This is a genomic window from Streptomyces sp. SLBN-118, assembly GCF_006715635.1.
GTDB lineage: Bacteria > Actinomycetota > Actinomycetes > Streptomycetales > Streptomycetaceae > Streptomyces.
Map to the genome: position 1 here is coordinate 690,099 of NZ_VFNP01000001.1, position 22,557 is coordinate 712,655.

Annotated in this window: 20 protein-coding genes; 3 read left to right on the forward strand and 17 right to left on the reverse strand. The window is 71.8% G+C overall.

Going from position 1 to position 22,557, the window contains the following annotated elements; genetic code table 11:
- Nucleotides 1-50: 50 nt before the first annotated feature.
- Nucleotides 51-500: a nuclear transport factor 2 family protein gene (locus FBY35_RS03245; RefSeq protein ID WP_142212323.1), complete on the forward strand. Its 450-nt coding sequence runs from the start codon at nt 51-53 to the stop codon at nt 498-500.
- Nucleotides 501-510: 10 nt separating this feature from the next.
- On the opposite strand, the gene FBY35_RS03250 is transcribed toward FBY35_RS03245, so the two are convergent.
- The 9 genes from FBY35_RS03250 to FBY35_RS03285 all read right to left on the reverse strand — a co-directional run bounded on the left by FBY35_RS03250 (nt 511) and on the right by FBY35_RS03285 (nt 10,355).
- Nucleotides 511-927, reverse strand: a complete 417-nt coding sequence (locus FBY35_RS03250; protein WP_399208220.1) for a pyridoxamine 5'-phosphate oxidase family protein — start codon at nt 925-927, stop codon at nt 511-513.
- 79 nt (nt 928-1,006) lie between these two features.
- On the reverse strand, nt 1,007-1,135 hold the full coding sequence (locus FBY35_RS36865; RefSeq protein ID WP_260848488.1) for a hypothetical protein: 129 nt from the start codon (nt 1,133-1,135) through the stop codon (nt 1,007-1,009).
- 101 nt (nt 1,136-1,236) lie between these two features.
- Nucleotides 1,237-2,775, reverse strand: coding sequence for a condensation domain-containing protein (locus FBY35_RS03255; RefSeq protein WP_142212324.1), 1,539 nt, complete (start codon nt 2,773-2,775; stop codon nt 1,237-1,239).
- Nucleotides 2,776-2,873: 98 nt separating this feature from the next.
- Nucleotides 2,874-3,716 carry a 4'-phosphopantetheinyl transferase superfamily protein gene (locus tag FBY35_RS03260; protein ID WP_142212325.1) on the reverse strand — a complete coding sequence of 281 codons (843 nt, stop codon included), beginning with the start codon at nt 3,714-3,716 and terminating at the stop codon, nt 2,874-2,876.
- A 57-nt stretch (nt 3,717-3,773) separates the two neighbouring features.
- Entirely contained in the window at nt 3,774-5,540 is a 1,767-nt protein-coding gene (locus tag FBY35_RS03265; protein ID WP_142212326.1) for an acyl-CoA dehydrogenase, read from the reverse strand.
- Nucleotides 5,537-6,493 carry an aromatase/cyclase gene (locus tag FBY35_RS03270; protein WP_142212327.1) on the reverse strand — a complete coding sequence of 319 codons (957 nt, stop codon included), beginning with the start codon at nt 6,491-6,493 and terminating at the stop codon, nt 5,537-5,539. Before FBY35_RS03270 ends, FBY35_RS03265 begins: the two co-directional genes overlap by 4 nt.
- Nucleotides 6,494-6,641: 148 nt before the next feature.
- A complete protein-coding gene (locus FBY35_RS03275; protein WP_260848489.1) occupies nt 6,642-8,393 on the reverse strand; it encodes an FAD-dependent oxidoreductase in 1,752 nt (583 codons plus the stop codon).
- Nucleotides 8,383-8,700, reverse strand: coding sequence for an antibiotic biosynthesis monooxygenase (locus FBY35_RS03280; protein WP_142212329.1), 318 nt, complete (start codon nt 8,698-8,700; stop codon nt 8,383-8,385). Before FBY35_RS03280 ends, FBY35_RS03275 begins: the two co-directional genes overlap by 11 nt.
- A gap of 50 nt (nt 8,701-8,750) precedes the next feature.
- Nucleotides 8,751-10,355 carry a class I adenylate-forming enzyme family protein gene (locus FBY35_RS03285; protein WP_142212330.1) on the reverse strand — a complete coding sequence of 535 codons (1,605 nt, stop codon included), beginning with the start codon at nt 10,353-10,355 and terminating at the stop codon, nt 8,751-8,753.
- 221 nt (nt 10,356-10,576) lie between these two features.
- On the opposite strand from FBY35_RS03285, the gene FBY35_RS03290 reads away from it, so the two are divergent.
- A complete protein-coding gene (locus tag FBY35_RS03290) occupies nt 10,577-11,032 on the forward strand; it encodes a nuclear transport factor 2 family protein (protein WP_142212331.1) in 456 nt (151 codons plus the stop codon).
- A 71-nt stretch (nt 11,033-11,103) separates the two neighbouring features.
- Here FBY35_RS03290 and FBY35_RS03295 read toward each other — a convergent pair whose 3' ends face one another.
- Both FBY35_RS03295 and FBY35_RS03300 read right to left on the reverse strand, forming a co-directional pair.
- Nucleotides 11,104-12,024 carry an MBL fold metallo-hydrolase gene (locus tag FBY35_RS03295; protein WP_142212332.1) on the reverse strand — a complete coding sequence of 307 codons (921 nt, stop codon included), beginning with the start codon at nt 12,022-12,024 and terminating at the stop codon, nt 11,104-11,106.
- 516 nt (nt 12,025-12,540) lie between these two features.
- Complete coding sequence (locus FBY35_RS03300; protein ID WP_142212333.1) at nt 12,541-14,022, reverse strand: hypothetical protein; 1,482 nt, start codon at nt 14,020-14,022, stop codon at nt 12,541-12,543.
- A gap of 152 nt (nt 14,023-14,174) precedes the next feature.
- On the opposite strand from FBY35_RS03300, the gene FBY35_RS03305 reads away from it, so the two are divergent.
- Nucleotides 14,175-14,411: a DUF6059 family protein gene (locus tag FBY35_RS03305; RefSeq protein ID WP_142212334.1), complete on the forward strand. Its 237-nt coding sequence runs from the start codon at nt 14,175-14,177 to the stop codon at nt 14,409-14,411.
- Here FBY35_RS03305 and FBY35_RS03310 read toward each other — a convergent pair.
- From FBY35_RS03310 to FBY35_RS03335, 6 genes are read right to left on the reverse strand one after another with little or no spacing between them, the layout of a single operon-like run.
- On the reverse strand, nt 14,387-15,520 hold the full coding sequence (locus FBY35_RS03310; RefSeq protein WP_142212335.1) for a GntG family PLP-dependent aldolase: 1,134 nt from the start codon (nt 15,518-15,520) through the stop codon (nt 14,387-14,389). The two genes, FBY35_RS03305 and FBY35_RS03310, sit on opposite strands and share 25 nt — an antisense overlap.
- Entirely contained in the window at nt 15,517-16,617 is a 1,101-nt protein-coding gene (locus FBY35_RS03315) for a hypothetical protein (protein ID WP_142212336.1), read from the reverse strand. The genes FBY35_RS03310 and FBY35_RS03315 overlap by 4 nt, the downstream gene beginning before the upstream one ends.
- Before the next feature lie 14 nt (nt 16,618-16,631).
- On the reverse strand, nt 16,632-18,416 hold the full coding sequence (locus tag FBY35_RS03320) for an asparagine synthetase B (protein ID WP_142212337.1): 1,785 nt from the start codon (nt 18,414-18,416) through the stop codon (nt 16,632-16,634).
- Between the two features lies 1 nt (nt 18,417).
- Nucleotides 18,418-19,434 carry an alpha/beta hydrolase-fold protein gene (locus FBY35_RS03325; protein WP_160159214.1) on the reverse strand — a complete coding sequence of 339 codons (1,017 nt, stop codon included), beginning with the start codon at nt 19,432-19,434 and terminating at the stop codon, nt 18,418-18,420.
- Nucleotides 19,427-20,830, reverse strand: a complete 1,404-nt coding sequence (locus tag FBY35_RS03330) for an MBL fold metallo-hydrolase (RefSeq protein ID WP_142212339.1) — start codon at nt 20,828-20,830, stop codon at nt 19,427-19,429. The genes FBY35_RS03325 and FBY35_RS03330 overlap by 8 nt, the downstream gene beginning before the upstream one ends.
- Nucleotides 20,827-22,197 (reverse strand): formylglycine-generating enzyme family protein, encoded by a 1,371-nt coding sequence (locus FBY35_RS03335; protein ID WP_260848490.1) that lies wholly within the window; start codon nt 22,195-22,197, stop codon nt 20,827-20,829. The genes FBY35_RS03330 and FBY35_RS03335 overlap by 4 nt, the downstream gene beginning before the upstream one ends.
- Between the last annotated feature and the right edge of the window lie 360 nt (nt 22,198-22,557).

Below are 22,557 nucleotides of genomic sequence, written 5' to 3' on the forward strand. Positions count from 1 at the left end.
CTCGTACAGGCAGGGTTGGTCCGCGCGAAGAACTGCGGTCATGCTCAGGCATGACCTCAACCCGATCCACCGCCGAAATAGGCTCACTTCTGGACCGTTACCTGGTCGGCCTCGACGATGAAAAACTCGACGACGACTGGGCGAAAAGGCTGTTCACCGACGACACGGTCGTCGAGTTCCCGATGAGCCGGCACGAAGGGATCGACGGCCTCGCCGCCTATCACCGCAGCGCGCTTGCGGCCTTCGAGCGGACGCAGCATCTGGGCTCGCCGGCCGTCGTCGAAATCCACGGTGAGCGGGCCCGGCTGCGGGCCAACCTCATCTCGACCCATGTCCATCTGCCGCAGGGCGAACTGCCGGGCGGCGAGCGGCCGCCTCTGTTCGCCACCGGCACGTTCGTGACCGGCGAGGCCCGACGGACGAGCGAGGGCTGGCGGCTGAGCCTGCTGTCGTTCCGCCTGATCTGGGCCACCGGGAACCCGCCCGCACCGCGTGCGTGAACCGACACCCTCACAGATTGAGGCTCAGCACCCGGTCGACGGCGATCTCGATGATCACGCGGTCGGCCGGGCTGGGCGGCGCGGACCAGTAGCGCCTGGCATAGCGCCGCACGCCTTCGGCCACGCGCCGGCGGTCCTCACTGACGGTGGCGGTGCCTTCGAGCGTGACCCAGCTGAAGCCGTCCACCTGGCACAGCGCGATCCGGCTGCCGGGGGCGGCGACGAGGTTCCTGGCCTTGCGCGAGGAGGCGACCGTCAGGACCCGGGCGAGTCCGGCTGCGGCGTCCCAGGTGAACCGTACTGGCGCGGCGTGCAGGGTTCCGTCGGGCCGCAGGGTGGTCAGCGTGCCGACCTGCGGCGCGGCCAGGAATTCCTCGGCCTGGGGCGGCATCGTCGGGATGTCCGTACGTGCTCCTGAGCGCGGCATGGCGTGATTCCCCCTCGTGATTCGGCTGCCGGGGCAGTGTGCCGGGGCGCGCTCGAATTGCGGTGTACCGGCGGGACGTTCAGTCGATGCCGCGGACGATGTGCGGCTCGGCCGTGTCGTCCTCGTCGACCCCGGCGAGCCGGGGCGCCGGAGCCAGGGACACGAGGTCTCGTGCGGGGCGTTCGCGCTCTTGCTTGTCGTCGTGCATGAGCTCCTCCTGGGGATCGCCCGGACCACTCCTCCGGTTCGATCGGACCAGGGTGTCAAGATCTGCTCGAGAGCGGCTGGAGCTGACAGGGCCGCCGGGGCTCAGCCCGTGACGGGTGGCGGGTCCTGCTCGCAGAGCAGATGAAGGATGTCGCCTACGGTCGTGTCGTCGGCTGTGTGGGGCAGCTGCCGCAGCAACCGGATGCACTGGCCCAGGAGTTGGCCGGCTGCGTCGTCGGCGATCCTGCCGCGGTCGTGCACGGCAGTGAGGGCGAGGCCGCCGTCGGCGTCGCGGCCGGCGAGCAGGACGACGGGGTACGCGGCGGGCGAGCCGACGGCGCCGGGCAGTGAGACGCAGATGTCCTGCGCGGCGAGAGCCGTCTCGAGGCCGTCGGCCATCCGCGGACAGTGCGCGAAGACGAGCACGCTGTCGAGGAGCTGCTCGTCGGCGGGGCGGCCGCTCCACGCCTGGATCTGCTCCAGCGACACCCATTCGTACGCGGCCATGTCCAGTGTCAGGTCACGCAGTTGGGCCAGCAGCAGCGGCAGGTGCTGCGCCGGGTCGACCTGGATGGTCATGGGCAGCACGTTCATCAGCAGTCCGGGGAGCCGCTCGGCGACCTCCAGCGGGATGCCGCGGCCGGACACGGCGACGCCGAATCCCACTGGCGCCGGGCCACGGGCGTCACTGGCCCTGTACAGCAGGATCGCCCAAAGGGCCTGCAGAGCTCCGGCCTCGGTAGCGGCGTGGCCCGCCGCCCAGGTACGCAGCAGTTCGGCCTCGGCGGCGTCGAGCCGGGCAGCGGCGCGGCCGTGGCCCCGTTGGCCGGTGACGGGCCCGGGCCCGGGCCGCATCAGGGTCAGCGGGGGCGCGGTGCCGGTCAGGGCCCGGGACCAGAACCCCCGGGCCGGGCCGGTGTCCTGAGCCGCCAGCCAGCGGGTGTAGTCACGGATGTCGGGGCGGCGCTCGCCTCCGGGCAGTTCGCCCCCGGCGAGATAGGCCCGGTAGAACTCCTGCAGCAGGACGACGACGCTCCAGCCGTCCAGCAGGACATGGTGGTGCGTGAGCAGGATCCGGGTGGCGGCCGCAGGCGGGCCCGCCGGGGCCGGGGGCTCGTCGACGAGGGTGATCCGCAGCAGACCCGGGCTGCCGAGGTCGAAGCCGCTCAGCCGGTCCCGCTCGACGAGCTCGTCCCAGGCGACGGCGCCCGCGGCATGCCGGACGACCTGGGCCCTGACATGCTCGTGCAGGACGATACGGGGCTCGCCAAGCACGTCGAATGCGGCGCGCAGGACACTCTCACGGTCGAAGACGGCCTGCCAGGCGGCGGTGAACCGGAGGGTGTCCAGCGGGCCTTGCCATCGCCAGACCAGTTGCTCGACATAGCGGCCGGTGCCCGGGTGCGCGATCGCGTCAAGCAGCAGGCTGTGCTGCTGCGGGGTCAGCGGCACGCAGTCGGACCCCTCAGGGGCGCCGGCCGACAGCGTGGTGCATTCCGGGGTGCCGTCGGGCAGAAGTGGGCCGTCGCCGGGGTGCTCCCCCGCCGGGGAGTCCGGCCGCTCCGGGTGCGGAGGATGCTGGGTGATGAATGGTTCGTCACCTCCGTCCCCGGGGTGGCACGGGTGGCCTGCCTTCGTCATGGGACGTCTCCTGGTTCCTCAGCCGGACGGATACGGTGCTCCCGGGCCGAGGATGCCCCGCGCCGCTGCCGCGGGGCTGATACGCCGCTGACGCGGGGTCATACCCTGGACGGCCCCGGGTCGTCCTCAGCGGTGAGGCGTTGTGTCATCGCCGTCAGGAATCCCTCGTCGAGCATGGTGCACACCGAGGTGTCGCCCGCCGGGTCGAGGCCGGCGTCGTGGCAGGCGATGCTGATCAGATAGCGGCCGAGCTCCCGATGGGTGGCAAAGCCCCATTCACCGTGGGAACCCGCGCTCCCGTCGGGGGCGCGCAGCCGGCCGCCGTGCAGGCCGAAGCCGAACTCGGTGAACGCCAGCCGCATGCCCTGGCCCAGCGCCTTGGTGTAGGCCTCCTTCAAGGTCCACAACCGCAGGGCCTGCGCGCTCTGTTCGTTCTCGGGGAGCGCGTCCAGCTCGGCCGCCTCGGCCGGGGTGCACATCTGGGACCTCAGCAGGTCCAGTCGCAGCGGGCGGCCGACCGGTTCCGCGTCCACACCGATGCGGCCGATCCGGCTCAGCGCGACCACGATGAGCTCGCCGGTGTGCGTCAGGCTCACCTCGATCTGGTCGAAGCCGCGCAGATACGGGCGGCCGCCGAGCCGGTAGGCGAGGTCGAGGGATGCGGGCTGGGTGCACAGCGCGGCGCCCGCCGCGTACTTGATGAGCAGGCGGGCGGCCGCGAAGCGGAAGCGCACCGTGGCATCGGCCGTACGGCGGTAGCGGGTCCAGTCGTGGCCGAGCAGCCGGCGCAGCCCCGGTGTGGTGAGCACGGCGGGCAGCCACTCGCCCCACGTTGTGTACACCACCGCGCTGCCCGTCTCCGTCAGGTTCCGGTGTACGGCATGCCATGGCCCTTCGGGCCGCGGCACGTGGACCGGCGCGGCAATGGTCGGCTCGTCCATGGTCGTCCTCCCCTCGTCCCCAAGGTTCCCTGCATGGTGGCTGGTTCCGGCAAGGGCTCATCCGGCGAGCCGCGTGGCGTACAGGTCGTAACTGCGGCCGTCCCGGTAGCGCTCCAGCACCTCGGCGATGACGGTGCCGGTGACCTGGTCGGGCAGTTCGGGCACCGGCACTCCCAGCCTGCGGCCTATCCGGCTCAGGGCCAGGACCGCCCAGGAGGGATCGTCGAGGAAGGAGCCGGTTCCGTCCTGGGCACGGCGGACGCCCAGGCAGGACGCGCCGGCCAGCAGGAGCGCGTAACGGTCGGCCAGGACGCACGCTTTTGGGTCGGCAAACAGCTCCGGGCCGCGGCCGGCCGGCGCCGCGCACTCCTCGCGCAGCGCGCGCACCTCCTGGACGAACGATTCGGCAAGATCCGACAGTGCCGCCCAGACCGGTCCGGCCGAGCGCAGCGTGCCGAGACGCTCGGCTTCGGCGACCAGGGCCGCGGTGATCCGGTCCTCCGTTCCGGAGACCGTCAGCCTGCGGTAGTCGAACGGTGGCACCGGGTCCTCGGGCCGGAACAGGCCGGCAGGCGGCTCGGGCGAATGGAACCAAGAGGTGCGGGCCAGGGTGCGCAGTTGGGGCACGAGGACCGCCTGGCAGGCGGCGGTGCCCGCATGTCCGAGACCGGCGACGGGCAGGTCCCGCACCAGTTTCTGGAATCCGCCGTACCGCGGTCCGCGGTCGTAGCCGCGGGCTCCGAGCGCCGTGGCCAGTTCCTCCAGATCCTCACGGAGCAGGTCGGGCATCGTGTACTTGACTGCCGCCGCGAGCAGATGGGCGCTGTCGGGCAGCAGGCTCAGGGCGCGCAGCCCGGTGACCGCCATGCTGTCGCAGGCCAGCAGATCCGCGAACACCCCGGCGAGCACCCGGTGCCAGCGGCGGGCGGGCAGGCCGTTGCTGCGGTTCTCGGTGGCGGCCCGCACGGCGTGCCGCAGGACGCTGTCCACTCCGGCGATCACCACACCGGGGATCAGACAGCGGTTGACCTGGAAGGTGCGCAGTGCGAGCAGGACACCCTCGCCCAGGCCGCCGACGAGGGTGTCCGGCCCGACGGGACAGTCGGCGAAGGCGATACCGGAGAAGCGGCTGCCGCGCATCCCCGCGGTGTCGACGCGCGCGAGGCGCAGCAGCCCGCCCGGAGGCAGCCGTTCCGGATCGAGCAGCAGTACGGAATGGCTGCCCGGGCCGGTGGTGGACGCGGTGCGGGCGTACATGACGAAGGCTTCGGCCCTGTCGGCGTTGATGACGACGTCCTTGCGGCCGCCGAGCGTGAAGCCGCCGCCGGGGGCCGGGCGAGCGGTGAACTCGTCGCGCAGGATGGCGTTCGCGTGCGCGAGTTCCCGGTGCAGGATCGAGGCCCGGCCGCCCTCCAGCAGCAGAGTGGCGGTTTCCGTGCGCTGGCGCGCGTCGCCCGCCGCCCAGACGGCGGAGGTCGCGAACAGCGAGGTGATGCCGAACCCGAAGCCAAGGGCGGCATCGCGACGGAAGACCGGACGCAGGACGCGGGCCAGGTCGTCCGCTCTGGCCAGCCGCCCGCCGAGGTCCTGGGGCACGAACTCCGCGGCGAGGTGGGCATCGGCCAGCAGTTGCTCGGTGGCTTCGGGCACCTCACGCCGTTCGTCCGACCCCAGCAGCGCGGTGTGGCCGTGCGGGTTGGCGGGGTCGAACGGGTCGCCGAGCAGCGCCTCCAGGCGCGCGGCCCGCTCGGGAGCGGCGGCCGGGAGGCCGGCAGCACCGGGCTGCCGGCCGGCGGGCGTGCCGTAACAGGCGGCTTCGGTCACAGGACCCGGACCGCACTCTCCGCGTGCTGCTTGGCCAGCGCCAGCATGAGGGTGCCGACCCGGCCGAGGTCCTCGCGCACTCGCCGCCGGGCCGCTGCCAGGTCGGCGCCCTCGCCGAGCACCCGCTCGATGTCCTCCTCGTTCAGGACGACCTGGTGCTGCGCGGTGACCGTCACGCCCGTCTCGTCGGGTTCGACCGACCACTCCCCGGTGTGTGCCGCCATCAGGGCAGGCGGGGCCGTCTGCTTGAAGACGATGCGTCCGGCGTGCGGGAAGCAGATCCGCACCGACTCGGTGGTGTGCATCGCGCCGTCGGCGCCGGAGGCGTCCATGGTCATCACCTGTACGCCCGGCGCTTGTTCGGTCAGCTCGACCCGCCGCACGTGCGGGGCAAGCTTGGGCCAGTCACCCGCCCGGTAGAGGAAGTCGTAGACCAGCTCGGCGGGGCCGTTGACCCGTACGGAGTCCTCGAAGAGAAGCACCAGGTCGTCCAGACGGGTCCACTTCTCGGCCATGTCCTTGAGACTGTCCAGCTGGACACGGCTGTTGGCGTCGGTCGCGCGTTGTACCCAGGCCGCCTGCTCGGCCGCGTCACCGGGAACGGTGAAGTCGTGCAGCAGGGTCAGCTGTGAGCGGTCGCCTCCGTGCGCCTCGACGATCCAGGTGCCGCCCATGGACTCGACGGACGAGGCGGGGACCTGCTGTCGGAAGTCGACCCGGCGCAGCTCGGGGTCGAGGAGGCGGACCGACGCCCATGACGTCACCCGGCCGTTGGCGGTGGCCCAGATGCGCAGCCGCTCGTGGGTTCCGTCGAACTCGAGTTGCTCGACATGGATGCTGGGCGGGAAGAACAGCGGCCACCGTACGGTGTCGGCGATCAGCCCGTACAGCACTCCGGCCGGAGCGGCCACCTCAGCCCGGTGGCTCGTACGGTGCACGCGCGTGTCCGACATGTGCAACACCCCTCTCGCGTCGGATGGGTTCGCCGGAGCGGGGGCGGGCGTCACCGGGCCCGCCACGCATGTCCGGCTCCCAGCCGGTGCGCGGGACGGCACCGGGCTGGGTCGGTGGCCTGTGCGCACCCCGGTCGTAGTCGGCTCGTCATCGGGTTTCTCTGTCCGCGAAGGCCACGGTATTTACCGTCTCATTGACCTTCTCCTGACCGGGTCGAAGAACGGACGAGGACGGCTCGAACACCGGTCGAGGGGCGCCGACGGGCGACGGCTGCACTCCAGGTGAGCGATGGAGCCGCAGTGCGGCGAGTGCTTCGTCGAGCGTCCGGCCGCTCAACAGGGCGCCGTGCGCGGCGAGATAGCCGTCGGGCCTGATCAGCAGCCAGCCGCCGGGCACCAGGCCCAGCGCGGCGCACAGGGCTCCGTCCGGATCGGGCAGCGGGGCCGGGCCCGCCCAGCCGTACCCGCCCACGGTGCGCACCGACAGCCAGGCGCCGTGCCGGGCGGCCGCGTCGGCGGCGGCCCGTGCGGGTTCACCGGCCCGGCCACGGCCGTCGGCCGCGGCCAGCAGGGTCCAGCGTACGTCGCGCAGTTCCTCGCTCAGGGCGCGCGCTCCCGCGGTCGGCGGCTGCCCGGCGGTGGCGAAGGCGACGCGGTGTCCGGGGCGGCAGTGCGCCGGTGGTGCGGGCCGGCCCGAGGGCTCAAGGCTCAGGGAGCTCGGGGCATAGTTCAGGCGCAGTCCCGACATGGAGCCGAGCACCCGGCGCTGGATGGCGCGGCGCAGCGCCGGGACCCTGCGCACGACGGCGAAGACCGCGGGCAGCGCCACCGAGGCGAGGATGTTCTTGAACTGGACAAGAAACGTGGCCGTGCGGGTGGAGCCGAGCAGCTCGCGCCCGACGGGAACACGCTCCTGGCTGTAGCTGTCCAGCAACTCCCGCCCGGCATGGCCCTGTTCGACCATGGCGAGCTTCCAGGCCAGGTTGTACGCCTCCTGGATTCCGGTGTTCATTCCCTGCCCCGAGGCGGGGCTGTGCACATGTGCGGCGTCGCCGGCGACGAAGACGCGGCCTTCGTGCATGCGCGGGACCATGCGCTGCTGGAAGGTGAACACCGACGTCCACTCGGGTTCGCCGACCCGTACCTGATGTCGCAGGCCCCCGCTGAGGCGGGCGGAGAAGTGCTCGGCCACGTCCCGCCCTGCGCAGTGGCCGGGTGCCGTCTCCAGCAGCCGCCAGTGCCCTTCACTCGCGTAGGGCACCATCATCATGGCCCCGGTGCCGGTGTGCACCCAGTAGATGCTGTCGGGCGGCAGGTCCGTGGTGACGGGTGCGTCGGCGAGCATCCAGGTGTCGCGGCTCTCGCCGATCAGCGGCAGACCGAGGCCCTTGCGTACGGTGCTGTGCCCGCCGTCGCAGCCGATCAGCCAGGGCACCCGGCACGGCTCCTCGGTGCCGTCGGGGTGGCGCAGGACGGCTCGGACCGACGTCTCGTCCTGCTCGAAGGACGCCAGACGCACACCCCACTCGGCCTCGACGCCGAGCCGGGCGACTGCCGCCCGCAGCGTGGCCTCCGTACGTATCTGCTCGATGATGACGGTGTAAGGGTAACGGGTGGGCATCGTCGTGTAGTCGGCGTCGAGCCTCACCAGGCGCCGGCCCTTGGCGTACATCGTGAACGCCCCGTTGCGGCGCCCCTGTTCGAGGATCGGGCCGACCGTGCCCATCTGGTCGAGGGTCTCCAGGGTGCGCGGGTGGACGGCGACAGCCCTGCTCGTGCGGGCGGGGCCCGTGGCGGCGTCGACGAGACGCACGCGCAGGCCGCGGCGGGCGAGTTCGTGGGCGGCACTCAGGCCGACGGGACCGGCGCCGACGACCAGGACCTGGAGCTCACCGGACACCGGCTGCCTCCGGACCGGCCTGGTCGCGCGCGTCCACCGGCTCGTACATGCCGGGCTCGGCGGTGACGAGCGGCCTGAGCTCGGCCAGCAGGCGCTGGAAGCCCTCGGTGGCGAACGCCGCGCGGTGGGCCGCGGCGTCCTGCCAGGTCGCGATTTCCAGGTAGACGTGACCTTCGCCGAGCCGGCGCAGGTGCTGGTGGCCGACATAGCCGGGCTGGGCCGCCATGTAGGCCGTGAGCCGGTTCCTGACGGCCAGGAAGGTCTCGTGGTCGCCATGCACGGTCAGCTTGTTGACGAAGGTGGCCATGTCCTGTCTCCTGCGGGTCGGTGGTGCGCGATGGGTGGGTGTTACGAGGCTCAGGCGGCGCTTTCGGCGGCGGCGCGGGCGCGCAGGTGCTGCCTCAGTTCCAGGCGCCGGGGCTTTCCGACGGGAGTGCGCGGTACCTCGTCGAGCGTCTCGACGCGGCGGATCTGCTCGAAGGACGCCAGCTGGGCGTTTGCCCTCTCGGTGATCGAGTCCAGGATGTCGAGCACAGAGCACCAGCGCTGTCCGGCGTCCGGATGAAGCACGATGCCCGCCCAGACGACGGCGCCGTGCACGGGATCGGGCCAGCCCGAAACGACACAGTCGGCCACGCGCGGGTCCTCGGCAAGGATCCGCTCGACGGCGGTCGGCGAGACGAGTTCGTTGTCGTACTTGAACACGTCGCCGAGCCGGTCCACCAGGAACAGCGCGCCGTCCTCGTCGAGGTGGCCGACGTCGCCGGTGGCGAACCAGCCGTCCGCGTCCGTCCATGAGGGCTCGTCCTCGTCCAGGTATCCGGCCATCAGCTGCGGCCCGCGCACCTGCACCTCGCCGGTCGCGTACACGCCGACGCCTTTCCCCGTCCCGAGATCCACGATCCGGCATTCGGTGCCGGGCACGGCGGGCCCGACGCAGCCCCTGCGCGATCCGTCCCCCGGCCGCTGACTGTGGGACAGCGGGGAGAGTTCGGCCAGTCCGTAGCCCTGAATGACGGGGACGCCGAGCAGTTCGCGCAGCCGCCGGGCGGTGGCATCGGCCAGCGCGCTGCCGCCGGAGAGCACTGCGGTCAGCCGCGGTCCGGCCGGCACGCCTTCCGGGCGGGCCTCCAGCCTCCGGTCGGCGGCGAGCCGGTGCAGCCGCGCGGGCAGCCCGTAGTAGTGGGTGGCACCGGTGCGGGCGGCGAGCGCGAGGGACGCGACCGGGTCGGGATCGCGGCACAGAATCTGCGTGGCGCCCGCGTACAGAGCCGAGTTGAGGTGCATCACGTGGTACAGGGGCAGATGGTTGAGGGTCACTGACTGCTGGCCCAGGGCGTGTGCGTGGACAGTCTGCGCGGCGTTGGCCACCAGGTTGCGGTGGGTCAGGCGCACTCCTTTGGGCCTGCCTGTGGTGCCGGTGGTGAACTGGACGCAGGCGACGGCGCCGGGGGCCGCCGCGCCCCGGCGGTGCCCGCCCACACTATCGGGCACCGCGTCGAGGGCTGCCTGCAACGGCACAGCGTCGGCCGGGACCACGCCGTCCTCGGCGTCGGTGACGACGATCGTGTGCAGCTTTGGCAGTGACTCCCGCAGTTTCACCAGGAGTTCGGCGGTTGCGGTCGGGACGAAGGCCACCTCGATGCCAGCCGTGGCGAAGACATGATGCAACACCGCTTGCCTGATCAGGGGGTTGACGAGCACGGCGACGCTGCCGCCGCGCACAGTGCCGTAGAAGGCGGCGGGGAAAGCGGGGTCGAGGACATTGGCCACACCGATCGCCGCCTCGCGCCGGCCGACCGTGTGCTCCAGGTAGTGGGCGATGCGGTCGGCACGGTCGTCGAGTTCGGCGTAGTCGACAGTGCTCGACTCGGTGACCAGGGCGGCCTTGCCGGGGTGGCGGATGGCGGCCCGGCGCAGCAGCCCGTCCAGCGGCAGTTCTGGATAGGTGAACGACGGCATGGGCTCGGACCTCCTGCTCCGGACGGCGACGGGGGCGTCTTTCGGATCTTGCCGGGCTCGCATGCCCTGTCGCGGCACCTCGCCAGACCCCGCTCACTGATCCGGCCTGATCCAAAAGACAGCCCTGGGCCCTCACGGTCGGCCGGGACGCTTGAGGAATCTTCGAAGGCCGCTCGATCGGGGTCCTGGACAGTGGCGCCAACCAACGGAACGGAGATGCCATGACTGTGCGGAGCGAGGCCGAGGCCCTGCGGCCGACCGACGCGTTCGCAGCCCTCTATGCGCAGGTGCAGCAGTTCTACGCACACCAGATGCAGCTGCTGGACGCAGGCGAGGCGGAGCGGTGGGCGGCCACCTTCACCGAGGACGCCCGCTTCGATGTGCCGACGCTGCCGGAGCCGGTGCACGGCCGCCCCGGTCTGGTCACCGCCGCCCGGCGCAGCGCCAACGCACTCGCCCAAGCGGGCGAGCGGCACCGCCACTTCATCGGCATGCTCGAGATCACCGAGCGCCCGGACGGCGTGCTGGACGTACGCGCCTACACGATCGTGTACGCCTCCAGGATCGGCGGCGGCTGCCGGGTGCACCGGGTCTGTGTCTGCACCGATGTGCTGGTGCGCAGCGGCGACGAGCTGCAGGTGCGCACGCGCACGGTCACCCGAGACGACTTCCCGTAAGCCCTCACGCACCGGCATCCCCGGGCCGTGGCGCGGGGATGCCGGTCGTGCTGTCCAGTGGTGCGTGGCGGTCAGGCGTGGCAGTCGGGCAGCCGGCCGTGGTAGTCGATCATTTCCCCGAACAGGGCACCCACGTCCAGCGGCGAACCGGGGGCCGCGCCCTGGACCTCGGCGTAGGCCCGGGCCAGATTGGGCACCAGGCGCTCCGCGTCCACCAGTTCGGCGTACGGTCCGAGGTCGGTCTCCCGCGCGAGCTGCAAGGGGGTCAGACCGGCCACGGTTCCGCACTCGGCCAGCTGCTGGATCCAGCGGAAGTACGCCTCGTTGGCGTCGAACAGTCCCGGCCCGCCGACCGGTCCGTGGCCCGGCACCACCACCTCGGGGTCCAGGGCGCGCAGCCGGTCCAGGGCGTCGAGCGATCCGGAGACCGACCCCATGACGCAGAACGGCGTGACGCCTGCCATCAGCACGTCCCCGGTGAACAGCACCCGCTGTTCGGGCAGCCAGACGACCGTATCGTTGGTGGTGTGCGCGGCCGGGCCCATGTGCAGCAGCTCGATGCGTACGCCGCCGGTGTGCAGGGTCAGCGCATCGCGGTAGGTCACCTGGGGCAGCGCCAGTTCGAGGTCGCCCCAGCACACGTCGGGCCACAGCCCGGCCAGGTGCAGTCCGTGTTCCGCCATGTCGCGGCGGGTGCCCTCGTGCGCGACGATCAGGGCTTCGGGAAAGACGAAGTTGCCGAAGACGTGGTCGCCGTGGAAGTGGGTGTTGACCAGGGTGCGCGGCGGAGTGGGCACGCGGCGCAGCACCTCCTCGCGCAGCCGCCGGGCGCGGCGCTCGGTCGCGACCGTGTCGATCAGCACGCTCTGTCCCTCGTCCCCGACGACGAGGCCCGTGTTGTTGAGGCACCAGCCGCCGGGCTGCTGTACGTACGCGAAGACCCCGTCGGCGACTTCCTGCGTCTGCAGGGTGCCGGGGAGTGTCGCCGTCATCGCGGCCTCATCGCCACGTTGCGGACGGCGGCGCGCCGATCCGCCTCTCCCACGCTTGCGTAGGTCACCACATCTGTCACGGCGCCAACTCCCGTCGCTCCGACCCGGAATGCCCGCCCGGACTGCGGCCCGGACCTGCCGGCCTGAAGCGTGACCGCCACGGCTGGGAGCGGCCTCGAGGACAACTGGATCCGTCCCATGTCACAGGTGCCTCCAGCCGTGCTCCAGCCGGTACGGGAAAGCTGATCCCGGAGGATCTCGTCGTTCGATCGGCGAGCTGCGGCCGTCCTGCCGCCCGTGACCGGCGTTCCTTACGGAGCGCCAGGCGCCTGGCGTCGGGGAGCGTCCCCCCTTCCCGGCGCCGCGCGCCACCCGGCCGCCCCGTGGAATCTGACGACCACGCGGGCGGCCGGAGGTCTGCTCACCGGTTCGCCGGCCGCCGCCTCCGTGGCCGGTGTCGCTTCGGCCGCCGAGCGCGGAGGCCCTGGCCGCGGAGACCCTGGCTGCGGAGGCCGCTCACGCGGCGGCCCCAACCGGCATGAGCATGCCCGGACGCCGCCCGCCACGGCCCGGACGACCCGGTGCCGCCAGCGCTGCCAGAAACGCGGCGGCAGTATCGGTGCTCGTCAGGGTGTGCAGCAGCAGCGCCCATGCCTCGTCCCGCTGGCCCCAGCCGGTGCCGAACCGGTCGGTGAGAGCGTCACGTACAGCTCCGTGCCAGGGCCCGGCCGCCAGGTGGGAGCGCCGGTTCAGGATGCGGGGCTGGCGCAGCAGCAGCAGTTCGGGCGCCATCCCCAGCCCGCTGCGCCCGGCGACCTCGGCCGCCGCGTCAAGCGCGCCGTCCACGCTGCGGCATCCGTCGAGAGCGGCGTCCAGAGCCAGGTCGACCGCCGACAGCCCACGGCAGAAGCGCTCGTGCTCGGCGAGGAACCGGGCCGCGGACACCGCGGTGTGCTCCTCCAGGCCGAGCCTGGCAAGCAGTTCGGGCGAGTGCACCCGGTGCACGAGCAGCAGGGCCCAGCCGGCGGAGCGCAGAGGGTCCAGGGTCCACCGTTCGGCCAGCGGTGCGTGCTTGGGACGCAACGCGTGTTCGGTCAGCGCGGCGATGTGCCGCTGCAGCTGCCGCACGGTGGCGGGGGTGACGCGCGTGGGTGCGGTCAGCAGCGAAAACCCTGGCATGCGCACGGGGGTGGCCCGCGGCACGGTGCCCAGCGTGCGGATCAGCTTGACCTTGTGAGTGGGCGGCAGCAGCCCGTGCCCGCGGGCCTCTGCGACCAGGCCGGCGAGCAGTTCGTTCAGCCGGGGCAGCCGGTGTCCTGCCGGTGCGGTGGATCGGCACAACGGCTCACCGTGCATCAGCCAGCGCCAGTTGTGCTCAGCGGCGCCGTCGCGCAGTCCGGCCGCGCGTCCCCAGGACTCGGCGATGGGTGCCAAGTCCGGTACGGGCTCGGACACTTCGGCCAGCTGTCGCAGGGTGCCGGGCGGCAGCGGGCGGAGCCTGCCGGTGGACCACCAGGGCTGTCCCCCGGCGGCGCGACGGCGAGCCGAAAGCCACTGCCAGGTGGGCTCCACCAGCCCTCCGGCCTCGGCGCGCTGTCGAGCACAGGACGCCAGGCGGGCGTTCTCGTCGGCCTCCAGGGCGAATACCGCGGAAGCGGCCGGCGGGGCGGTGTCGCCGGTCAGTTCGGCGACCAGCCGGGTCAGTCCCAGAAAGGCGATCTCGTCGCCGAGCCGCCGGGCCCGCCGCACGGCGGGCTCGGGGTCGCACCCGGTCAGCCCGGCACGTTCCAGCTGCAGATCGGCCACCAGATCCTCGATGTCTTCGACCGTGGCGCCCTCGTCGCCGCCCGGGACGGCCGGCTCGGCGAAGGCTGAGGAGTCCTCGTCCCGGGGATGCGCGACGGCTTCGTCGAAGCCGTCGATCCCCAGGCCCGCCCGGGTGTGCGCCGCCGAAACCCTGCGCACCTGCTGCCACTTCCTGCTCTGGTCACGGGTCATCGTCGTCCCTCCTCCCGCCCCGGGGCCGGGCCCGGCGGGTGCTCAGAAGTGTGTGGCTGTGTGTTCGAGCCGGGCTCGACCCCGTCTCGAAGCTGTGCCGAGCGGCGGGCCGGAAGGTGTCGGAAACCGGCCCGGTCCGCGACGAGGGAGTGATGTCAGACGTGAAACCCTCCTTCCTCCGCCGCCTGCTCACCGCGCTGTTCCGCGGTCTGGTGGCTCTGGGCATGCAGCACACCGGCGGGGAGCCGGGGCACCCGTACCCTCCGCTGCCGCCCGAGCGGGCCCCGGAGCTCAAGGGCCCGCCCGAGCGCCACCCGGAGCGGCTGCGCCCGGACATTCCACTCAGCCCGCTGGAGCAGGCGCTTCAGCGGGAGCTCGAAGCGGGCTGAACAACGCTCGCGGAGACGGCCCGCGCCCCGGCCAGCGCACGGACCACGTCCGGCACCGCCGCGGCCACGTGCTCGCGGTGCACCACAAAGCGCACCCGGCCATGGTCGAGGGGCAGCACCCGCACCCCGCGAGCCGCCAGCCGTCGCTGCAACTCCGCGGCGTCGAGCCCGGCCAGCCGGACCGTCACGATGTTCGTCCGCCGCGGCGGTACGGCAACGTCCGCGCCCCGCACCGAAGCCAGTCCGGCCGCCAGCGCGGCAGCCAGCGCGTGGTCGTCGGCCAGGCGGGGCAGGCGTCGCAGGGCAACCAGGGCCGCCGCCGCCGCAACACCCGCCTGATGCATGGTGCCGCCCAGCTGAAGGCGCAGCTCACGGGAGCGGTCCACGAAGGCGGCGCCCCCGCACAGAAGTGATCCGACCGGCGCTCCCAGGCCTTTGGCCAGGCAGAAGGTGACACTGTCCGCGGCTGCCGCCAGTGTCCGTACGGGGACCTGCCGGGCGACCGCCGCATTGGCGAGGCGTGCGCCGTCCAGGTGGACATGGGCCCCGTACTCCCGCGCGAGCGACGCCAGGCTCCAGGTTGTGGACGCGTCCAGGGCGTTGCCCGTCTGGAGCATGCAGGTGTTCTCCAGGGAGACGATCAGCGGCTGCCCGCGGCCGTCGTCAAGTGCCCGGGCGAACGCGACGGGCTCGGGGCTTCCGTCGTCGTGCTGTGCCACCCCGACGAGCCGTACGCCGCCGAACCGGCGCATGGCCGCGCTCTCGAAGCGGGCGATGTGGGTGTCCTCACCGGTCACGAGGCGGGTGTGCGCGCCGCGTTCGGAGGATGCGGCGGGTGCGGCGGGTGCGGCGGGTGCGGCGGCCAGGACCGCGACGAGGTTGGCCATGGTGCTGCTCGGCAGGAAAAGCGCCGCCTGTTTGCCGGTGAGCCGGGCGCCCTCCTCCTCAAGCGCCCGGACGGTCGGGTCGTCCCCGTACGCGTCGTCTCCCACCTCGGCCGCGGCCATGGCGGCACGCATCGCCGCGTCGGGACGCGTGCGGGTGTCGCTGCGGAAATCGAGGCACAGATGCTGATCGCTCGGGTCCGGGTGTGCCGGCGGGGAGCTCACAGCGCGGCCCCCCGACCCGCCAGTGGGGAGCAGGTCAGCAGGGTGTCCAGGCAGCCGAGCACGAACTCCACGTCCATGCCCTGCCCGGCACTGCTCAGGAGCTTTCCCTCCACCCCCAGGGCCGGGTCCTGCCAGACGGCGTCGAAGGGGCCGACCGCCGGATCCACGTAGGCAAGATCCACGGACCGGCCCCGGACCTGGGTCTTCTGTGTACGGGCGGGGTGCTTCTCGCGCTCCGGCGGGTACGGCATCCGCCCGGCGCCGGAGCGCTGCAGGACCAGCCGCAGCTCACCGCCGCCGGCTGCGTTCGTGTAGATCGCTTCGAGTTCCCGCGCGCCCTGCGGACCGGTGAAGACGACGGCGCTGTCCGATGCGAAGCCGCTCAGCCCGGCGGGAAGGTCCTGGGCCGCAAGGAAGGAGGCGAGTTCCGCGGTGGGCACCCAGTCTCCCTCGTGCAGGCGATCGCGCCGGTGGAAGAAATACAGCCCGGTCGGCACCGAGACCATGTCGGTGGTGTGCCTGGCCCAGTACGAGAGTTCACTGAACGCGGTACGCACGATCCGCGCCGGGGCCGCCGGGTCGGCCGGACGCAGCGCCCGATACAAGTCCACCAGCTCCTCGTCGGCGAACTCACCCTCCAGCACGGACAGTTCGACCGTTGTACGGCTCATGCGCGCGGAGGCGGCGGAGTGTCCGAGGTAGTCGGTTCCGAGCCAGACCACGCGCCCCGCACCGATCGGGAAGGCGCGGGTCTCGCTGCCCCACAGGCAGGGGTGGTCGGCGGCGGGGAAGGCCCAGTCGTACAGGAACTGCTTGAGCCGCAACCGGCGCCCGCCGCCGCTGATCTCGGTGCGGTACGCGGCCGGGTTGGCATCGGACCACGGGGTGCGGCCGGCGCTCGCGGCGGTGCGGCCCGGCGGGGCCTCCTTGCGCAGGGTGCCGACCGCCGTGTCGCAGCGGCCGGGCAGTTCCGCGGGATGCCACAGCGTGAAGTTGCACCACGCCTGGGCCGGTTGGGGAGAGCACCGGGGCGGCGCGTCCTCCAGTCCGGCCGCGTCGGCGACCGTGTGCCACTGCCAGGTATGGGTCGGCGCCATGGGTGTTTCTCCTTCTACAAGGGGGTGGGCTCCGGCGTCCGCAGCCGCTCCAGCCATGCGGAGCTGGAGGCAAGGAACATCAACTCCCCACTGCCCAGGGCATCGTGAAGGTGTGCGGGCAGACCGGTGAGTCCGAACGGCAGTCCCTGCTCGGCCGCCAGCTTCCGCAGCGCCTGCTCGTAGACCGGGTCGGTGGGCGAGGGGAAACCCTGTTTGCGGCGCCGGACGACGGCGGGCGGCAGCAGGATGCCGAGCGCTGATTTCAGCAGTTCCTTGTGGCTGCCGGGCGCCGACGGGCTCTTGAGATGTTCGGGGCAGCGGAAGGCGAGTTCGGCCAGGGCGACGTCCTGGAAGACGGGCCGGTCCTCGAGTGTGTACGTCGAGGAGGTGAGGTCCACCATGTCGTTGACGTAGACGAGGAAGCGGCGCATCAGATGGTGTCTGCCGCGCTTGAGCGGGTCGATGGTGTCCAGCCCCCGGTACTCCCTGAGCACCCGGTCCCATACCCGCTGCCTGATGTCCTCCATGTCGACACCGAGTTCGCGTGCCAGCCACTCGATCAGCTCGCCCCACAGCGGGCGTTCGTCGCGGTACAGGTGATGGGTGAGGTAGTGGCGGCCGTGCACATGGGTCGCGGCCGCGGGGTCGACGACGGGGAAGTAACCGCCGTCCTGGTAGCCCCACATCTCGTCGGCCCCGTGGCCTGAGTAGACGACGACCCGGCCTTCGGCGGAGATACGCCGGTAGAGCTGGTACATGGCGAGTTCGGCACCGTGCAGCAGGGGCCGCATGAGCCGGTGAGCGACCTCCGGAATGAGCATGACCGCGTCGCGGCGCGACAGTTCGCACACGGTGAGACGGACGCCGTGGGTGGTGGACACCAGACGGGCGTGGTCCACGTCGCTGCCGGAGCCGCCGATGCCGTCCTCGTAGTGGGCGACATAGGGGGCCACCTCCACTCCACTGCCGTGCAGCGCCGAGAAGACGGCCGAGCTGTCGACGCCGCCGCTGAGCACCGCCGCCCGGGGCACGTCGGCCACGGAACGCAGGGCTACGGCACGGTCGAAGGCGGCACGGATCTCTTCGGCGCCGACCACCTCGTCGGACGGGTCGGGCTGCCAGTAGCGGCGAAGGCGCACCCGCGGCGCGTCCACGACCAGGTACTCGGCGGGCTGGAGCACGCGGATGCCGGACAGCCAGGTGTGCTCGTCCGCCGCGTCCATCCGCACCCATGAGCGCAGCACGAATTCGGCGGGGTCGACCTCCGGCCGGATCAGCCCGGTGGCGAGCAGGGCCTGGACCTCGGAGGCGAAGAGCAGCCCGTCGTCGGTGTAGCAGTAATGGAGCGGCTTGACGCCGAAGTGGTCGCGCGCCAGGACGGTGCGGCGGGTGCGGGTGTCGTGCCAGGCGAGCGCGAACATGCCGTCCAGGCCGCTCAGAACCGATGCCTCCTGGTCCGCGGTGGCCCGGCTGACCTGTTGAAGGACGAATTCGGTGTCGCAGTGGGTGCGTCGTGGCCAGGGCGGCGCGAGCGGTGCGCGGGAGGCATACACCTCGCCGTTGTTGACGAGTACGAACCTCCCGTCCGGGTCCGCCATGGGCTGGTCGCCGGCGCCGGACCGGTCCTGGACGGCGAGCCGGACGCAGGCGAGCATCGCCGCGCCTGACGGCGCCACCCAGGGGGCGGCCGCCGATTCGCCGCGGTGGGCCATCGCCTCGGTCATGGTGCGGCCGAGTGCCGCGAGCCACTGCCGCTCGCGCGGTGCGCCCAGCGGGATGAAGCCTGCGATGCCGCACATGTCAGCGTCCTCCCGGGGTGTCTGCCACGGTCTGCCACACCCGGCCGAGGCGGGCCAGCGAGGTGGTGAAGCGGTGCTCGATACCGTGGTGTCCGCCGTCGTGCTCCTGGTACTCGTGCGCGATGCCGAGCTCTTGCAGGGTGGCGTGCAGAGCCCTGACACCCCAGTGCATGTGGTACTCGTCCCGGCGGCCGGTCTCCAGGTGAAGCAGCCGCAGTGCCCCCAGCCGCTTGGTGTGCGCGGCGGCGGTGCGCACCGGATCGTGCCGCAGCCAGCGCTCCCACACCTGGGGGCGGAAGAGCCCGGTGCGCGGATCACAGGGCAGGTTCTGCTCGGCAGGAACCCCAGGCTCGAGGGCGTAGCACATGCCCATGGCCAGCAGACTCATCGCGACCATGAACGCCACGTCGTGCGGCCCGCTGTCGCGGCGGGCGAGGAACTGTTCGGTACCGCCGGCTGCCTCGATCGTGTCCAGTACGCCCGGGAGCATGGGCAGATAGCAGTGTTCGAAGCCCGCGTCGGGTGTGTGGGCGAGGACCGCGCCGAAGAGGCCGGTGTGCATGGCGGCGATCAGCGCGCCGTAGCCGCCGCTCGACTTGCCCCCGATCGCGCGCCAGGCGGGCTCCGCCCGGGTGGCAAAGCGCCGGTCCACCTCGGCGACGACCTCGGTGAGGTGGGTGAGGTAGCGGCCGCAGGCCGGGGAGTCGATGTACTGCGAACCGCCGTACGCCGTCGTGCAGTCCGGCACGACCAGGAGCGCCGCGGGGATCTCGCCGCGCGCCATGGCTGCCCCCAGCCGCCCGGCCACCGAGTCGCCGAACGCCAGCGCGCGGTTGGTCAGGGTGGGGGCGGCGCCGAAGCCGGGCAGCCAGTAGACGACGGGGTGACGCGCGTCGTCCCGGTAACCCGGCGGCAGCAGCACCTCGATCCGCCGGGTGTACGGGTCACCCAGCGGGTTGTCCCGCAGGCAGTTGCTGTGGTGGTCGACGACGATGCGCCGCCCGGCCCTCTCACTCATCGCCGGGCCTGCCCAGGACCTGGTCCACATGCCGGGTGTAATTCAGGGGCTGGTGGAAGACGGCGGAGAGCAGATTGCTGTTGCTCGCCCACAGTCCGTACGAGCTGCCGTAGAGCAACTCGCTGTCCAGCAGGGCCTGCAGGGTGCTCGCGGCGATCTCCGTGTAGCCGGTGTCCTGCGTGAGATGGTCTCGGGCCGGTCCGGTCCCCAGGTGGACGACGCGGCCGGTCACCGGGTCCAGGAGATGGCTGCGCGTGGCGCCGCCGTCCTCGTACAGCGAGATGGTGTGGGTCGCGCCGCTGTCGATGGCGCGGTACCAGAAGTCGGTGCCGACGAGGCGTTCCATCAGGTCGGCGAGCAGCTCTTGGGCGCGCCGCGTCTGGCGGCCGTGGCGGTCGCGTTCGGGTGTGAACGGCGGGACGGCGGCGGCCTCGTCCAGGCTCACCTCGGCGTAGACGGCCTCGAAGTCGTACCCCTTCGGCGCATGGGAGCCGTTGTGCAGTACGGCGCTGCCGTCCGCGACCTCGATGATCTGCCCGGGCCCCCAGAGCAGCCCGTCCTTGCCCAACTCACTCAGGCGGCCGAGAGCTTGGTAGGGCGTGAGGGGGAAGATGGTGCGATTGCACCAGGAGTAGTCCTGATCGCCGTCGCCGCTGACCTTCCAGCCGAAGGACGACGGGACAGTCAGGCCCGCGTTCAGGGTGGTGACATAGCGGTCGAAGTTCGCGACTGCGCGGGCGCGCACGGACTCGGCGTCGGCGAGCGGGCGGCGCTCGGTGAGCACACCGGGCGGCGACATGCTGTGCGCCGGGACGAAGGCGACGTCGATCCGGGCGGCGTCGGGGCGGGCGAAGTGCCGCACGGTCGACTCGTGCAGGATGGCGTCGCCGCAGAGCATCACGGACGCCTCGCCGCTCTGTACCAGGATGCTCATCTCGGGGAAGGTGACGTCGGAGACGAAGGTGTGCAGGACCGTGTCGCCCAGGTGCAGGGTGCTGCCGGGGGTGACGGGGGTCAGTCGCTCGAAGCCGACGCGGCGCAGGGTCCATGCGACGGCCTGGTGGCCGAGTCCCGATCCGGTGAACCGGGGCGGGACGGGGCCGACGGGGAAGATGCAGTCCGTTTCCGGCGCGCGGTGCGGGCTGTCGTCGAAGTCGGCCTCACTGTCCTCAAGGATCCGGGCCAGGGAGGGGAAGTGGTGGTGGTCGAAGTGGTGGTGGCTGAAGACGATGTGATCCACGCCGCCGTCCAGGACGTCGAGCAGCCCGTCGGGCAGGGCGGGATGGTGCTCCCAGAAGCGGTCCAGGCGCTGGGTGAGCCAGGGGTCGACCAGGATGCGCCGCTCACCGGTGTCGATGAGGACGGCGGCATGCCCCAGGGATGTCAGCCGCATCATTGCGCCTCGTACACGCAGCGGAATCCGACCTCGTTGTGCAGGTCGGTGATCAGGTCCTTGCCCCGGTAGAAGGTGGTCAGGCACACCGGCGGCGAGGTCCAGGTACCACCGCGCAGCACATGAAAGGCTTCTTTGCGGTTCATGAACTCCATCGGGTGGCGCCCCTTGAAGAAGGGGTCCATGTCCTCGCCGGTGTAGTAGTTGGTGCGGGTCACCTCCCAAACATTGCCGGACATCTGGAGCACGCCGTAGGGGCTGGCTCCCGCGGGGAGGCTGTCGGAGGCGAACACCGGGTGGGGCGGGGTGTCGTCGTGGGTCGTGGTGACCAGCAGCGCTTCCAGCTCGTCCAGGTCGGCGACCGGACGGCCGTAGGAGCGCTCGACGTAGTTCACCCGGTCCGGTTCGAAGGTGTCTCCCCACGGGTAGGCGCGGCCGTCCGTGCCGCGGGCCGCCTTCTCCCACTGCAGCTCACTGGGCAGGGTGCCGCCGGCCCAGTTGGCGAAGGCCCAGGCGTCGTACCAGTCGATGCCGACGACGGGCATCCCGGGCTCGTTGAAGCGGGCGTCGTGCCAGTGGGCCGGCTGGTGGTGGCGGCGCTCCTCGGGCTGGTCCGGGTGGTCGTACTCCCCCGTGTCCGAGGCCTTGTGCAGGAACTCGGCGTAACGCGCGTTGGTGACGGTGGTCCGGTCGATGTGGAACGCGGGCAGGGTCTCGGCGCGCAGCGGGTTGTCGCCCTGCTTCATACGGAAGGGCCCGCCCGCGGACGAGGCGGTGCCTGCCAGGAAGGGACCGGCGGGCACCAGCACGACGTCGTCATTCAGCCGCGGGCGGCGGGCGTGCGCGGCGACACGGGCGCGCATGTCCGTGAAGTACTCGTCCTCCAGACGGCGCAGCTCCTGTGGGTCCCGGGTGCCGAAGATGGCGAGCAGGGCACGCTTGGTGAACGCGGCTCCGCAGCCGACCGGTTTGCGGGCGTAGTCGTCGCGGGCGAAGTTGCTCGGCCATCCAGAGATACGGATCATGTCCGGCACGGCCTGGCGGATGCGGTGCTCGGTCACCACCTTGAGGGCGGTGAACGCCACCCAGTCCACGGGGTCATGGGTGGCGGCGGCGACCGCGGCGGCCGAGGTCGGGTCGTCGCGGTGGTGAGCGGCAAGGAGGCGCACGGCAGCGGCGCGCACGGGCCACTGCGGGTGCTTGACCGCGAGGCCGATGAGCAGGGGGATGCCGGCCCGGTCGCGGCCACGACGGTCGGCGAGATCCACGACGGCCTCGACCGACGCCCAGTAGCGCGCGTCGTCCGACTGGTCCACCTCGAGAAACTCCGGCGACAGCTCCATGGTCGCCGACGGAAGGTTGCCAACCACCAGATCTCTCCCTCAAGACGTTGTGAAGCCGCCCGCACTGTCGTACATGCGGGCGGCTTTTTAGGTATTTCGGGGTGCGTGGAACGGGTGGAGCGGAATTACCACTTCTCGATGCCCTGGCCGTTGTCACGCGACCCGATGAAGTCCTTCTCCATGAGAACCATCCTCCTTCCACAAAGGGTAAGTCCAGCGACCTCAATCAGTCGCCGAGCGGAATCAGAGTGAATCCCGAGCCGCCGGATCGTCAATAGCGAATTCCCCAGGAGGTTGTGAGGGATGGCCGGTTCAGGTGCTTCGCCGTGCTATCAAGCCTGGCGTGAGCGACATCTTCCCCGCTGGGAACGGGAGTCGGCTAAATGG

Coding starts and splice junctions, on each gene's coding strand:
- FBY35_RS03315 (WP_142212336.1), bottom strand. CDS start 16,617: ATGGCGCCGACCCATACCTGGCAGTGGCACACGGTCGCCGACGCGGCC.
- FBY35_RS36865 (WP_260848488.1), bottom strand. CDS start 1,135: ATGCACGACGACAAGCAAGAGCGCGAACGCCCCGCACGAGACCTCGTG.
- FBY35_RS03245 (WP_142212323.1), top strand. CDS start 51: ATGACCTCAACCCGATCCACCGCCGAAATAGGCTCACTTCTGGACCGT.
- FBY35_RS03270 (WP_142212327.1), bottom strand. CDS start 6,493: ATGTCGGACACGCGCGTGCACCGTACGAGCCACCGGGCTGAGGTGGCC.
- FBY35_RS03285 (WP_142212330.1), bottom strand. CDS start 10,355: ATGCCGTCGTTCACCTATCCAGAACTGCCGCTGGACGGGCTGCTGCGC.
- FBY35_RS03290 (WP_142212331.1), top strand. CDS start 10,577: ATGACTGTGCGGAGCGAGGCCGAGGCCCTGCGGCCGACCGACGCGTTC.
- FBY35_RS03305 (WP_142212334.1), top strand. CDS start 14,175: ATGTCAGACGTGAAACCCTCCTTCCTCCGCCGCCTGCTCACCGCGCTG.
- FBY35_RS03295 (WP_142212332.1), bottom strand. CDS start 12,024: ATGACGGCGACACTCCCCGGCACCCTGCAGACGCAGGAAGTCGCCGAC.
- FBY35_RS03250 (WP_399208220.1), bottom strand. CDS start 927: ATGCCGCGCTCAGGAGCACGTACGGACATCCCGACGATGCCGCCCCAG.
- FBY35_RS03330 (WP_142212339.1), bottom strand. CDS start 20,830: ATGATGCGGCTGACATCCCTGGGGCATGCCGCCGTCCTCATCGACACC.
- FBY35_RS03255 (WP_142212324.1), bottom strand. CDS start 2,775: ATGACGAAGGCAGGCCACCCGTGCCACCCCGGGGACGGAGGTGACGAA.
- FBY35_RS03260 (WP_142212325.1), bottom strand. CDS start 3,716: ATGGACGAGCCGACCATTGCCGCGCCGGTCCACGTGCCGCGGCCCGAA.
- FBY35_RS03325 (WP_160159214.1), bottom strand. CDS start 19,434: ATGAGTGAGAGGGCCGGGCGGCGCATCGTCGTCGACCACCACAGCAAC.
- FBY35_RS03300 (WP_142212333.1), bottom strand. CDS start 14,022: ATGACCCGTGACCAGAGCAGGAAGTGGCAGCAGGTGCGCAGGGTTTCG.
- FBY35_RS03320 (WP_142212337.1), bottom strand. CDS start 18,416: ATGTGCGGCATCGCAGGCTTCATCCCGCTGGGCGCACCGCGCGAGCGG.
- FBY35_RS03280 (WP_142212329.1), bottom strand. CDS start 8,700: ATGGCCACCTTCGTCAACAAGCTGACCGTGCATGGCGACCACGAGACC.